Consider the following 12,969-nt stretch of genomic DNA (forward strand, 5'->3'; position numbering starts at 1 on the left):
TTTGTCCCCTAATAAGAGGATGGGGCTTGCTATTATTCATGCTCTCCAAATCGCTTATTGACCAGCGCCTGTAACTGTTCTAGCGCTTCCTTCTCATCTGGCCCCGAGGCGACAATAGACAGGCGCGTTCCCTGAGAGGCGGCTAGCATCATTACCCCCATGATGCTTTTTCCATTGACTTCCTTTGTTCCCCGTTGAATACGTATCTCGCTTTTAAAGCGTGATGCTAGCGTGACGAATTTGGCTGCGGCGCGGGCATGTAGTCCCAGTTTATTAATAATAGTCACCTCATTTTGTGTCATCCTGTGTCCTCATTGTGGTGGGGCAGGCGCAAACTCCTTCACGCCCACCGCTTACTGCCTTTTCTGTCAGTTTAGTGAGGCTCAAACGAGGGTAATTTAGCACCCGTATTAGCATCGGTAAGTTCAGACCCGTAACGACCTGCACCTGCTGTTCATTCGCCACGTAGCAGGCGATATTGCTGGGGGTGGAACCGTACATATCGGTGAGCACCAAAACTCCTTGGCCCATGTTCAGGCAGTTTATCATCTCTTTTGCTTGCCGCTGTAAGGCATCGGGGTGAGAAGCACGGGTAACTCGGAGTATTTTGAGCTGGAGGGGACAGCTTCCCAGCATGTCATTGGCCGTATCTAATAAGGATGAGCCAATATTGCCGTGAGTGATGATCAGCACGCCAACGGTCATGATAACTCCCGGTGGCGGCAAAGTACTCGAGCATGCAAGGAGTGGAAATGGGCTTTGAGCTGCTCGGCTAAATAAACTGAACGATGCTGCCCCCCTGTGCATCCGATAGCCACAGTCAAGTAACTGCGATTGGTGTTTTGAAACCGCTGCAGCCAATGTTGTAGGAAGGTAATCAAGTCCCGCTGCATTTGGGTGACTGTCTTATGACGCTTGAGGTAGGCAATTACTTCTGAGTCACGACCACTTAAAGGACGCAAATGAGGTTCCCAGTGGGGGTTGGGAAGACAGCGAACATCAAACACAAAGTCAGCGTCGAGGGGAACCCCATGTTTGTAGCCAAAAGATTGGAATAGTAGCGACATCCCTGGACGTACGCTGTCGTCAATCCGCTCACTGATTAAGTCCCGGAGTTGATGTACTGTGGTACAGGTAGTGTCGATCCTGAGATCGGCCTTTTCAGCAATGGTTTCTAATAAGGCCCGCTCGCAGCGAATTGCCTCGGCTAGGGGAATATGGCTCAGTGGATGCTTGCGGCGAGTTTCGCTAAAGCGTTTAAGAAGCGTCGCATCACTGGCATCAAGGAAAATGATATGGCAGTGGATTCCCGCCTTTTCTATTTCCTCCAGAATCTGCGGAAACTGCTGTAATTCCTGAGGAAGATTGCGGGCATCAATACCGACGGCGGCACGGAGCTGGCGGGCGTCCTGCTGCATCTTCTTGGCAAAGGTGGGAAGGAGGTAAATAGGCAGGTTATCAATGCAGTAGTAATCCCGATCTTCTAAGGCGTGGAGGGCAATACTTTTGCCTGATCCTGATACACCACTGATAATAAGCAATTTCATGAGTACTTTGCCGGTTCTCCTTCATCAAATGATCAAATCCCTAAGGCGCTCTCCTGCTTTTACCTGGATGAGAGGGGGGTGAGTAGCTCTTGTTGCCGCTGCTGCAGCTCAAGTAATGCATCGTAACCTTTAATCCGCAGTTGATGGTCTTGGACCGCCGTTTCTATCACTGTGGCTGGCTGCATAGTACCCATTAGAGGCAGGGTGATCTCAGGTACTTTCACCTTTAACCGCTCCCACTGGCCTAGGTTGCGGGTGAGGGGTTCGATGGGTTTGCTAGGGATAAGGTGGATGACGAGATCAAGAAGGTGCTGCACGGCAATAGCTTGCTCGCCGTAGATAGCACGAATATTGATAGCCCCCAAACCAGGTACAGCTAGAAAATCCTGCAATAGATGGGGACAGCTACCCACTAATCGGGCCGCTGACGTGCGTTGAAAGAGAGGGGCATCGTCTGCTATTAAACGATGCCCCCGCCTGATTAATTCTAGAGCTAGGCTGCTTTTACCAACGCTGTTTTCTCCCGTTAATAGAACGCCACAGTCAAATATTATGAGCAGTACGCCGTGGCTTGTCATCTTATTTTCATTAGGGTTGCTCACGCCCTGCAATCTCACTTGGTAGCAACATTCGAGGGAGTGGAGTTCTGCTCCCATTCTTTCAGAGTTTCCAGGAGAACATTTGGGTCTTTAGCTTTCCGCAGGTAGGCACATAGCTCCGGATCACGAAACATTTCTGCTAACCGGGCGAGCAATTGCACGTGGATTTGCGTTGATTCTTCAGGTACCAGCAGAGCGCAGAATATATCCACCGGCTGCTGATCCATGGCATCGAAATCAATTCCCTGGTCTAGGCAGATTAAAGCCGCTAACGTGTGTTGATTGCCTTTCATGCGGGCATGGGGAATGGCGATTCCATGTCCTAAACCTGTGCTGCCAAGTCGTTCCCTAGCAAGCAGGCAATCAAAGATATCCGTTGAATTCAGGTTATCCGCGCCTCGGGCGAGCAGTTCACTAAGCTGTTCTAGAACCCGCTTTTTGCTGCTTGCAAGGGTGCCAGCAGCAACTTGATCGGGACCAAGGAGCTTGGTAATTTGCATAACCTTGGTTGGCCTATCCTTGCTGCTGTTTTTTTATTATGCCCTCGCTCCGGCGATGGTCGGTTAGCTTTTCCCGGTGTTTTTTTATTTGCCGATCTAGTTTGTCTGTCAGATCATCTATGGCTGCATACATATCCTCATCCTCAGCAGAGGCGAATACATTGGCGCCACTAAGATGCAGGGTTGCTTCCGCTTTCTGCCTCATTTTTTCTACACTGAGGACTATATGAAGGTGAATCAATTGGTCAAAGTGGCGTTCTAAACGCTCGCACTTATTTTCTATATAGTTGCGTAGTGCTTGCGTAATCTCAATGCGATTGCCAGTGATATTGACTTGCATGGGCTGCTCCCTATTTTGTTTGCCGTTATCTAGATCAAGCGTTTTCGCTCGTTGGAAGGGGGTATGCTTAGGTTTTCCCGATATTTGGCAATAGTACGCCGTGCCACTTTGATGCCTTGTTCGGCCAGGGTTTGGGCGATTTTACTATCGCTTAGAGGTTGGCGAGGTTTTTCCGCAGCGATTAATTTCTTGATAAGAGCACGGATAGCCGTTGCGGAGCACTCTCCCCCACTGCTGGTAGCCACATGGCTGGAAAAAAAGTATTTTAGCTCATAAATTCCCCGTGGAGTATGCATGTATTTGTTGGTGGTGACCCGAGAAACCGTAGATTCATGCATGGAGACCGCTTCCGCAATATCGTGTAACACTAAAGGACGCATGGCTTCTTCACCGTGCTCCAAAAAACCCTGCTGCCGCTCAACAATACAACAGGTGACTTTAAGTAAGGTTTCATTGCGGCTGTGCAGGCTTTTAAGAAACCAGCGGGCTTCTTGGAGTTGGTTTTTGAGATAGCTGTTAGCGAGACTATCGTCAGCCCGTTTAATAAGACTAGCATATTGAGCATTGACCCGTAAGCGCGGGGCGGTATCGGGATTAAGTTCGACTTGCCAACAGCCTTTGTGTTTAGTGACATAGATATCAGGTACGACGTATTCGGTTTTACTCGGCTGTATTTGATGACCCGGCCGCGGATTGAGCGATTGAATTAAATGGATAACTGCTTGTAGTTCTTGTTCCGATAATTTCATCACCCGCATCAATTGCATATAGTCCCGTTTCCCCAGTGTTATGAGATGTTGGGATAGGAGCAGTTTGGCTTCTTTTAGCCAAGGGGTAGTGGGAGGATACTGTTTCAGTTGTAGCAACAGACACTCAGCTAAGTCACGTGCGCCAACCCCAGAAGGCTCGAAATTCTGTATCTGGTGCAATATGGTTTTGATTTCATCAAGCTCGACCTCTATGTCCTTTCCTAGGCTTGCTTGTATTTCTTCGAAGGTACTGCATAGATAGCCTTCTTCATTAATCGAATCGATAATAGTGGCTGCGATGGCAAAATCTTTCTCGTTGGTGGTAGCCAAATGTGCCTGCCATAGCAAGTGTTCTTGCAAGGTTTCTCCCCCCTTGTCCTGATTTTCTAGATCGGGTGAGGATTCGCTTCCAGAGGTACCCGGCAACGGTGAGCTGTCATAGATATCGTTCCAGTTAGTGTCTACGGGTAATTCCTCTGGGATTGTCTCTTGGGCCAGTGAAGCTGTTAGCTCACTGCCTTCAGGATCAAGAACTTCGTTCTTTAAGCCATCGGTTTCTAAAGGCTCCTGCCTCTCTTCGTTTTGCTCAAGCAGTGGATTAGACTCTAATGCCTGTTGGATCTCAGTTTGCAGTTCCAAGGTTGAAAGCTGCAGCAAACGAATGGCTTGCTGCAACTGGGGCGTCATCGTTAGTTGCTGCCCAAGGCGTAATTGAAGAGATGTTTTCATGCCTGAGATTTGCCTGCCATTATACTGCAATCTATCTTACGATATATTATTTAGCAAGAAACATACCATAATAGAAGTTAAAGATAAAAATTGTACCCCAGATACACTTCCTTTACTCGCTCGTTATCAAGGATTTCCTGGGGCTTACCTTTAGCAATTACTTCACCTTCATTAACAATGTAAGCATATTGGCAAATTCCCAAGGTTTCCCGGACGTTGTGATCGGTAATCAAAACACCAATCTCTCGTTCTGTTAAGTGTCTAATAATACCCTGAATATCGAGCACTGAAATAGGATCAACACCAGCAAAAGGTTCGTCTAGCAGTATAAACTGTGGTTCCACCGCCAGCGCACGAGCAATTTCAACACGCCGCCGCTCTCCGCCTGAGAGGCTCATGCCCAAGGTATTTTTTATATGGGTGATATTGAGTTCGCGCAATAATTGGTCCACAAGGTGTTTGCGAGCCGATTTTGTAAGATCCCGTCGAGTTTCCGCGATGGCCATAATATTGTTGGCTACCGTCAACTTGCGGAAAACTGAGGCTTCTTGGGGAAGATAGCTGATCCCTAGTCGAGCACGGCGGTGAATGGGATAAGAGGTAATATCATGATGGTCTAGAGAAATAAGCCCCCTATCGGCTGGTATTAAGCCAACCAGCATGTAGAAACACGTCGTTTTACCCGCGCCGTTAGGGCCTAGCAGGCCTACGATCTGACTGCTTGAAATCTCTAACGAAACATCTTTGACTACCCAGCGGGATTGGTAGCACTTAGCAAGGCGATGGGCTGACAGCTTGCTCATGGGGCGATGCGGTTATCTTCACGCTCGACGGGCAATCGAATAAAATCTATATGGCTCCAGCCTTCGACCGATTCGCCCTTGATAAGGATAGCAATGTGTAACCATTTATCTTGCCGCCCTAAGATTGCCACCTGAGTTCGAGGCGGGAGAAGCGCTACTTTAGGGTACTCGGTACCGGGACCAGTACGCAGCTTGAGCCAAGTCGTGGTTCTCCCATCCGTGAATGGCTGGCGGTCATTCTTTTCATTTTCCGAGAGTGGGGTAGGGGTTGTATTTTCAGGAGTGGATTCGCTGGTTGGTGGGCCGTCATCGGCCGGATGTATCGTCACATGGATGCGCCCCACTCCCGTTTCGGAGCCTTCACCCCTCACAATATCACGTTCCGTATTATAGACGATGCGATCACCCGTGAACTCGTTTGTACCCTGCCAAATATGGGCTTTCTGCAGTAGATGGATGGTTGTAGTATCGGCATGGTATTCCATTCGCAGCGCCTTGGCCCGGATATCCTCCTTACTGTTGTCGGGCCGTTGCCGATACCAGGCGGGCTGCCCCTCGGCAACGGCCTTTTCAAGTTTTTTATCTAGCGTGTAGTAGATAGTAAGCGTATCAGAGTCAATTCGCAGGGTTCCTTGGGTGAGGTGGACATTGCCACTATAAACAGCAACTTGCTCGCGGTCATCAAGTTCCCCTCGATCAGCTTCAATATGAATGGGTTGCTCAGAATCGCTAGATAGGGCCAGGGCGGTTTCAATACTTAGGCTACCGATGATAAACCAAGCAGCCGTTAATTTAAGGCTTAGGCGCCAGATCATAGTTCCCTCTTACCTGCGATAATAATTCTATACGGCCCTCTTTTAGATAGACTCGAGCACCTATGGAGTGGGTTTTGCCGAAGCTATTGAGCAGGGTGACCGGTTGTTGGGTTTCGGCGTACTTTGCTTGTGGTTTAACCCGTACATTTCGGGTTAATATTTTCATATTAATGGTTTTTGAATCAGCTCCTAATTGGTGAATAATAACTTCTCCCAGAAGATCAATTTCATCACCTTGGCTATTGGTTAACCCTTGTTCGGCCACGACTTTCCAACGGGCTTTAGCCTGTTGATAAAAAACGGCATCTGGTGCCGTAATCTCTATAGTGTCGTTATCTAGGTAGTGGGCCATATGAGTACCTGCTAGCCGGTAAAGAGGTAGGCCTTGTGGGTCCATTAGCGTCGAGGTGAATTCCTCCATGAAGTAATCGGTGGTGCGTCTATTCAGATCGCCCCCAGGAGCATATGCGGATTCTTCCTGTAATAATTCCCAGGCTGTCACAGTAGCGATAAGCGTTAGTATCACCATTCCCCAAAAGCGGGTTAGTTTAATAATATTTCTCCAGCTGGGCTTTAAGCGTTCCTTGAGCCTCCATAATAAGCTCGCAGACATCACGCGCAGCACCTTTGCCACCGAGGTGGGGAGTAATCCAGTGAGCGTGTTGCTTGACGAGCGGATGAGCATCTTGGACCGCGATGGCAAGCCCCACTCGCCGCATAATAGCCAAATCTACGACATCATCGCCCACATAGGCAGTCTCATGGGGTTGAAGGTTAAGCTGTTCAAGCAGATGTTCGTAGGCGGGGAGCTTAATCTTTTGTCCTTGGTACACCAAAGTAATTCCAAGGTTTTCCATGCGGTATTCGACTACACGGGAAGTTCGGCCCGTAATGATTCCAATTTTAACGCCTGTATGTTGTAGCATTTTCATGCCATGGCCATCACGAGAATGAAAAACTTTGTACTCCTGACCATTATCGTCAAGATAAAGGCCGCCATCGGTGAGTACGCCATCCACATCGAAAAGAGCAAGTTTTATAGCCGAGGCTTTGGCAAATACCTCACGCATGGCGCTTATCCCATTATTTTTTACAAGACACCGGCTCGAAGTAAATCATGCATATTGAGAGCGCCGATTAAGCGTTGCTCAGTGTCTACTACAAGGAGGGCATTAATACGATAACGCTGCATTATTTGCAATGCTTCAGCGGCGAGTAGATTGGGGCCTAGGGTTTTGCAATTAGCAGTCATAATTTCGGTAATCGGGGTAGCATGGACATCAATCCCTTGGTCAAGGGCGCGGCGCAAATCACCGTCGGTAAAGATTCCTACGGCATGGTTTTGCGCGTTGACGACAGCCGTCATTCCTAGCCCTTTACGGGTCATTTCTAGCAAAGCGGCGCTTAGCAGTACATTCTCTAGAATGGCTGGTATTTCTTCACCTTTGTGCATGATATCGCTAATGCGAAGCAAAAGACGTCGCCCCAGGCGGCCACCTGGGTGGGAACGGGCAAAGTCTTCCGCTGTGAACCCTCGGCTTTCCAACAAGGCAATAGCTAGAGCATCGCCCATGACCAGGGTTGCCGTGCTGCTGGCCGTCGGCGCCAGTCCGAGGGGGCAGGCTTCTTTTTCGACACTAATATCAATGTGGACGTCAGCAACCCTTCCTAGAGTCGACTGGGGTTGACCAGTCAGGGCAATCAGTGGAACGCTTAGGCGTTTGATAAGAGGGAGAATAGTACAGATTTCTTCGGTCTCTCCGGAATTTGAAAGTGCTAGTACCACATCCTTTTCGGTAATCATGCCCAGATCCCCGTGGCTGGCCTCACCAGGGTGGACAAAAAAAGCTGGCGTACCCGTACTGGCAAGAGTAGCGGCAATTTTGCCGCCAATATGGCCTGATTTGCCCATTCCTAGAATAACGATACGGCCTTCGCAGGCCAGCATATATTTACAGGCGGCAGCAAAGTTTTCATTGATTCGAGTTCGTAGCGCTGCTACCGCCCGGGCCTCAGTGTCGATAACAGCGGCTCCTAGTTGAAGCAGCCGCTTATCCGTATCATCATTGTGGGCAATAGACATCAAGGGAGGTTATAGCTCTTGAGCGACAGCTAGGTTAACGTTAACGATAATCGTAGGTAGAAGCCGAGAATTTCCCCATTTCAAGGATCTAAAGCAGGCCCACCTATTCGACTTAGCGGTCTGGAAAATAAGGAGGCAGCGGGGAAGAAGGCCCTGCAGGTTCCTCAGGTATTTCTTCTTCCTCACCGAATTCATCGTCGAATTCGAATTCCTCTTCGGGTATTTCTTCCTTAGGTATTTTGCCATCATATACTAGGAATTTACGGCGCTGCAGAAAGGCTTCCCGGGTATAGACATAAGGATCTAAAGCGGCTTCCTTTAGAATATCGGTTGCTTCAAGTAAATCCGCCCGGAGATCTACCGTTCGTATCCCTGCTAGCCCTAACCTTGTCCCAAAATTTCCCATATAGCTAACAGGCCAGGTTAGCGCATCAACGCCTAGTCCTACTCCATCTCGAATATTACTGGCTCCGAGGAGGGGTAAAACCAGATAAGGACCGGTATTGAACCCCCAGACTCCCAGTGTTTGCCCAAAATCTTCGTCGTGTTTAACCATCCCGCCCGAGGTGGCTACATCAAACAGTCCTCCAATACCCACAGTGCTATTGGCTAGGAAGCGGGCAAAATCTGTTAACCCTTGCTGGAATTTACCTTGCAAGATGCCGTTTAAGCCAACGATCAAGTCATTAAGATTGCTGAAAACGTTAGTAATGCCTTTGTCAACAGGGGTGGGTACGACTTTATCATAACCCTTCGCAATGGGTTTCATAACATAGCGATCGGCAGCATCATTGAATTTGTAAATGGCGCGGTTAAAGCCTTCAAAAGGGTCATGGGAAGCATCATAGGTAGCGTTAGTTGCGCAGCCAGCTGATAAGCTGAGGAGTATTCCTAGTAGCGTGAGCTTGGCCCATAGTACCATTGCAGATGTATAGTTCATAACTCGCCTCAACTTAGCTTCAAATTGACTCTCTATGATTGATGCTTGCATTTATCGTCATATTCTAGGCTTAGATTAGAAGTGTCAAGAAAAGCAGTTTGAGTACCTAGCTGTGCTTCTTGTTGATTTAGAAGATTATTCACCTTATATTCTTCGCGCTCTGAGCAGAATTAATCATCGCATGCGGGGAAAAGGGGATCAACCCTTTAAAATATGGGATGGTTATGGGTTCCCATGGTGGCTTTCTCTAAGGGCATATTTAAAGTAGTAAGACAATGATATTTGACTTGGGAATGGACCTCAATGAAACTTAGAAGATTCTTATTAAGGATAAGGTCAGTAGGGAAATTTCATCCCCGTCATTATCTAAGGCTCGGTAATGGGCGGCGAGTCTAATGATCGTTGCGAGCCGCCATGAATAACCTTGAGAATTAACCGAAATCAGGATATGAGTGCAGAACTGGATACCTCGCTAGTCAAGATCCGAGGTCTACATTTTTCCCACGGAAGTCGCGCTATTTTCAAGGGGATAGATATTGATATCCAGCGAGGTAAGGTGACCACCATTATGGGGCCCAGCGGGACAGGTAAAACCACGCTCCTACGCTTGATTGGGGGGCAACTGTATCCTGATGGGGGGACAGTGGAAGTTGATGGCCATCAGGTTTCCGCCCTGTCCAGCGGGGAGCTTTACGCTTTGCGTCAACGTATAGGGATGTTGTTTCAAACGGGTGCTTTACTTACCGGTCTCTCGGTATTTGACAATGTCGCTTTCCCATTGCGAGAGCATACTCATTTATCTGAGGCTATGATCCATGATCTGGTGCTTATCAAGCTCCACGCCGTGGGGCTGCGTTGCGCCCGCCAACTCATGCCTAGCGAGCTTTCCGGGGGTATGGCTCGGCGGGTAGCATTAGCGCGGGCGATTGCATTAGATCCTATGATGATCATGTATGATGAGCCTTTTACGGGTCAAGATCCCATCTCCATGGGTACTCTGGTACAGCTTATTCGTTTACTCAATGATGCTCTTGGGTTAACGAGTATCATTGTTTCTCATGATGTCCAGGAGGCGACTTTTATATCGGATTATATTTACATCCTATCGGGGGGACGAGTGGTGGAGCATGGCACGCCTAGCAAGATTGATCGCTCTTGTTCCGCGGCTGTTAAGCAGTTTATGCGAGGCTTGCCTGATGGGCCAGTGCCATTTCACTACCCCGGCAGGGACTACGCTGAAGACCTATTGGATGTAGAGAAATCCGCCCCAGTCCGTTCTCTAGGGCGTTTAAAATATCTGTTGAGGCGGCATGCCTCACCGGAGGTATCGTGATTGAGGCCCTTCTCCGCCTAGGCCGTTGGGGGCTAGGAACTTTTGAACGTTTGGGTCGAGGCCACCTTTTTTTAGGACAACTCTTACTCAGTATTGCTGCCCTCTTACTACGTTTTCCCTTGCTAATTACCCAGGTGTATTCAGTAGGAGTCTTAACTCTGCCCATCATTGTGGTATCAGGAGCCTTTGTTGGTATGGTCTTAGGACTTCAAGGCTATAATACGCTTGTTGATTTTGGCGCCGAAGAATCACTGGGGGTGATTGTCTCGCTTTCCTTGGTTCGAGAGTTGGGGCCAGTGGTCAGTGCTTTGCTTTTTGCGGGGCGGGCGGGTTCCGCGCTCACTGCTGAAATTGGGCTTATGAAGGCAACGGAGCAGTTGTCAGGGATGGAGATGATGGCGGTTGATCCTGTGCGCCGAATAGCTGCTCCCCGCTTTTTTGCAGGTTGTTTTTCTATGCCGCTATTGGCGGCGATTTTCAGTGCTGTGGGGGTGTTGGGAGGATATTTCGTGGGAGTAGGGTTATTGGGCGTGGATGAAGGTGCTTTTTGGTCGCAGATGCAAGCCAGCACTGATTGGGAAGAAGACGTGCTCAACGGTGTTATTAAAAGTATTGTGTTTGGAATCGTAGTTACCTGGATAGCTGTTTTTGAGGGTTACGATACCGTCCCCACCTCTGACGGAGTCGGGCGCGCGACTACCCGCACCGTAGTTCATTCTGCTTTTGCGGTGCTAGCATTAGATTTTGTACTCACCGCTCTAATGTTTGGAGCCGAATAGGTAATGAGACAGTCTCGAACGGTAGAATTGATTGTGGGCCTATTTGTGGCTGCTGGTTTGGCGGCATTTTTTATGTTGGCCATGCGGGTAAGTAATTTAAGCTTAATGGCGCAAAAAAACACTTATTCCGTAGTGGCGGAATTCCAGAATATTGGGGGCCTTAAAGTGCGCTCTCCGGTGACTTTGGCTGGGGTCACTATCGGCCGGGTGGTCTCTATCCAAATAGATCCCCAAACTTATGGAGCTCAGGTAAAAATGCATATTGAAGCTCAGTATAACTATCTGCCTGAGGATACTTCGGCCAGCATCTATACTTCTGGGTTGTTGGGCGAGCAATATATTGCCTTGGAGCCAGGAGGAGCTGAGGCCTATCTTAAAGAAGGTGGTGAAATCACGCTTACCCAATCCGCTCTGGTGCTTGAGGAGCTTATTGGTCAATTTCTCTATAGTAAGGCTGCTGGAGATTCTTAGCCGTGCCAGGGTAAGCTGAGATGGGTCAAGGTTTATGTTCTCGTTGAGTGCAAATAGTGAATGATTTTCCATATTGAATCCCAGCAGAAGGGGCATTTTCGGATGGTAGGTGAATTGACCTTCAACACTGTGCCGGAAGTAGCTGTAAAGGGGTTAGCGCTATTTAAGGGGGCCGGGAAGGATCTCCGCATTGATTTGCGGGAAGTTTCTCGTACTGATAGCGCCGGTCTTGCTTTGTTGATTGCTTGGCTGCGCTACGCCAAGAAGGAAAATAAAAACCTCCGGTTTTTAAATATTCCAGCTCAGATGCTAGCGCTTGCTCAGATCAGTAGTCTGGACCAAATACTTCCTTTGAGCGAGAAACAAGCGCTGGGCGGGCCATCATTAACTTTAGGCCAAGCTAAAAAATTCATCTCTCCCTTGAACTCGTGATTTTTATGCGCCTATAGTTGCTGGGTATGGCAAAAGGACTGCGGACTATGTAAATTTTCCCATACAGAGCCGGAAGTGCAAAAGGGATTATGGAGGAGAGAAAGATTAATGTGGAGAAACGTGATGGATAAGTATCGTCGGCGGGATGTGGGTTTAGCTGCATTTTTGATATTAACGATTTTTGGCTTTAACTCCTCTTTCATCCAGGCTGATCCGCTACCTACCGCCTCAGCCCAGCAATTAGTGGAGAAAACCTCTGAACGCATGCTCCAGACCTTGCGGGAAAAAAGGGAAGAGCTGGAAGCTCATCCGGAGCAGATCTACGATTTGGTCAAAGAAATTCTTGTACCTCATTTTGATTTTCAACGTATTTCCCGGTTGGTGCTTGGAAAGTACTGGCGGCAAGCCTCAGTGGAGCAGCAGCAACGTTTTGTGGACGAGTTTCAAACCTTACTGGTTCGGACCTATTCTACAGCCTTGCTGAAATATAGTGACGAGAAGATTAATTATTTGCCATTGAGAGGGCCGAAAGAGGCTGAAAAGATTCCTGTTCGCATGGAGATTGAACAGGCCAGGGGGGGATCGCCCATTTCTATGGAAGTGGATTTGTATGAAAAAGAAAAAAGCTGGAAGGTCTATAACATAAGAATTGGTGGCGTAAGCTTGGTAACTAACCATCGGACTAATTTTGCTAATGAGATACGTCATGGGGGACTTGATCAGCTCATTGATAAGTTAAAGGAAAAAAATCAAAAAACCGGCGGCTAATTTACTGAGTATGTTAAGAAATTTAAACTATGGGGGTGACATGTCTAGACCAAGGGGGTATTCTCTGGCCCCATTATGCTT

The 12,969-nt window shown here is 48.3% G+C and carries 18 protein-coding genes; 5 read left to right on the top strand and 13 right to left on the bottom strand.

The genetic code is table 11. The features are described from left to right. Positions 1 to 32: 32 nt before the first annotated feature. The 13 genes from NWAT_RS01425 to NWAT_RS01485 all read right to left on the bottom strand — a co-directional run bounded on the left by NWAT_RS01425 (position 33) and on the right by NWAT_RS01485 (position 9,105). Positions 33 to 302 carry an HPr family phosphocarrier protein gene (locus NWAT_RS01425; protein WP_013219370.1) on the bottom strand — a complete coding sequence of 90 codons (270 nt, stop codon included), beginning with the start codon at positions 300 to 302 and terminating at the stop codon, positions 33 to 35. Continuing rightward, a complete protein-coding gene (locus NWAT_RS01430) occupies positions 289 to 705 on the bottom strand; it encodes a PTS sugar transporter subunit IIA (RefSeq protein ID WP_013219371.1) in 417 nt (138 codons plus the stop codon). Before NWAT_RS01430 ends, NWAT_RS01425 begins: the two co-directional genes overlap by 14 nt. After that, complete coding sequence (rapZ, locus tag NWAT_RS01435; protein WP_013219372.1) at positions 702 to 1,547, bottom strand: RNase adapter RapZ; 846 nt, start codon at positions 1,545 to 1,547, stop codon at positions 702 to 704. Before rapZ ends, NWAT_RS01430 begins: the two co-directional genes overlap by 4 nt. A 59-nt stretch (positions 1,548 to 1,606) precedes the next feature. Continuing rightward, entirely contained in the window at positions 1,607 to 2,125 is a 519-nt protein-coding gene (locus NWAT_RS01440; protein WP_232420176.1) for an HPr kinase/phosphorylase-related protein, read from the bottom strand. Positions 2,126 to 2,160: 35 nt separating this feature from the next. Further along, positions 2,161 to 2,646 (bottom strand): PTS sugar transporter subunit IIA, encoded by a 486-nt coding sequence (locus tag NWAT_RS01445; protein ID WP_013219374.1) that lies wholly within the window; start codon positions 2,644 to 2,646, stop codon positions 2,161 to 2,163. 13 nt (positions 2,647 to 2,659) lie between these two features. Continuing rightward, the gene (hpf, locus tag NWAT_RS01450; protein ID WP_013219375.1) at positions 2,660 to 2,986 is read right to left on the bottom strand and encodes a ribosome hibernation-promoting factor, HPF/YfiA family; all 327 of its coding nucleotides are present in this window, start codon (positions 2,984 to 2,986) and stop codon (positions 2,660 to 2,662) included. A 29-nt stretch (positions 2,987 to 3,015) separates the two neighbouring features. After that, on the bottom strand, positions 3,016 to 4,464 hold the full coding sequence (locus tag NWAT_RS01455; protein ID WP_013219376.1) for an RNA polymerase factor sigma-54: 1,449 nt from the start codon (positions 4,462 to 4,464) through the stop codon (positions 3,016 to 3,018). 77 nt (positions 4,465 to 4,541) lie between these two features. Then, positions 4,542 to 5,267: an LPS export ABC transporter ATP-binding protein gene (gene lptB / locus NWAT_RS01460; RefSeq protein ID WP_013219377.1), complete on the bottom strand. Its 726-nt coding sequence runs from the start codon at positions 5,265 to 5,267 to the stop codon at positions 4,542 to 4,544. Continuing rightward, positions 5,264 to 6,082, bottom strand: coding sequence for a lipopolysaccharide transport periplasmic protein LptA (gene lptA / locus NWAT_RS01465; RefSeq protein ID WP_013219378.1), 819 nt, complete (start codon positions 6,080 to 6,082; stop codon positions 5,264 to 5,266). Before lptA ends, lptB begins: the two co-directional genes overlap by 4 nt. After that, positions 6,060 to 6,611, bottom strand: coding sequence for an LPS export ABC transporter periplasmic protein LptC (lptC, locus tag NWAT_RS01470; RefSeq protein ID WP_013219379.1), 552 nt, complete (start codon positions 6,609 to 6,611; stop codon positions 6,060 to 6,062). The genes lptA and lptC overlap by 23 nt, the downstream gene beginning before the upstream one ends. Positions 6,612 to 6,630: 19 nt before the next feature. Next, positions 6,631 to 7,152 (bottom strand): 3-deoxy-manno-octulosonate-8-phosphatase KdsC, encoded by a 522-nt coding sequence (gene kdsC / locus NWAT_RS01475; protein ID WP_013219380.1) that lies wholly within the window; start codon positions 7,150 to 7,152, stop codon positions 6,631 to 6,633. Positions 7,153 to 7,172: 20 nt separating this feature from the next. Beyond that, positions 7,173 to 8,165: a KpsF/GutQ family sugar-phosphate isomerase gene (locus tag NWAT_RS01480; RefSeq protein WP_013219381.1), complete on the bottom strand. Its 993-nt coding sequence runs from the start codon at positions 8,163 to 8,165 to the stop codon at positions 7,173 to 7,175. A 112-nt stretch (positions 8,166 to 8,277) separates the two neighbouring features. After that, entirely contained in the window at positions 8,278 to 9,105 is an 828-nt protein-coding gene (locus tag NWAT_RS01485) for an MlaA family lipoprotein (RefSeq protein ID WP_013219382.1), read from the bottom strand. A 448-nt stretch (positions 9,106 to 9,553) separates the two neighbouring features. On the opposite strand from NWAT_RS01485, the gene NWAT_RS01490 reads away from it, so the two are divergent. From NWAT_RS01490 to NWAT_RS01510, 5 genes are all read left to right on the top strand, one after another. Continuing rightward, entirely contained in the window at positions 9,554 to 10,438 is an 885-nt protein-coding gene (locus tag NWAT_RS01490) for an ABC transporter ATP-binding protein (RefSeq protein ID WP_013219383.1), read from the top strand. Beyond that, positions 10,435 to 11,217, top strand: coding sequence for a lipid asymmetry maintenance ABC transporter permease subunit MlaE (gene mlaE / locus NWAT_RS01495; RefSeq protein ID WP_013219384.1), 783 nt, complete (start codon positions 10,435 to 10,437; stop codon positions 11,215 to 11,217). Before NWAT_RS01490 ends, mlaE begins: the two co-directional genes overlap by 4 nt. Positions 11,218 to 11,220: 3 nt before the next feature. Then, positions 11,221 to 11,688, top strand: a complete 468-nt coding sequence (gene mlaD, locus NWAT_RS01500; protein ID WP_013219385.1) for an outer membrane lipid asymmetry maintenance protein MlaD — start codon at positions 11,221 to 11,223, stop codon at positions 11,686 to 11,688. Positions 11,689 to 11,748: 60 nt separating this feature from the next. After that, positions 11,749 to 12,120, top strand: a complete 372-nt coding sequence (locus NWAT_RS01505) for an STAS domain-containing protein (RefSeq protein ID WP_013219386.1) — start codon at positions 11,749 to 11,751, stop codon at positions 12,118 to 12,120. A 123-nt stretch (positions 12,121 to 12,243) separates the two neighbouring features. Further along, on the top strand, positions 12,244 to 12,888 hold the full coding sequence (locus NWAT_RS01510) for an MlaC/ttg2D family ABC transporter substrate-binding protein (RefSeq protein ID WP_041350385.1): 645 nt from the start codon (positions 12,244 to 12,246) through the stop codon (positions 12,886 to 12,888). Positions 12,889 to 12,969: the final 81 nt, after the last annotated feature.

This window comes from Nitrosococcus watsonii C-113 (assembly GCF_000143085.1).
In the GTDB taxonomy this organism is placed as follows: Bacteria; Pseudomonadota; Gammaproteobacteria; order Nitrosococcales; family Nitrosococcaceae; genus Nitrosococcus; species Nitrosococcus watsonii.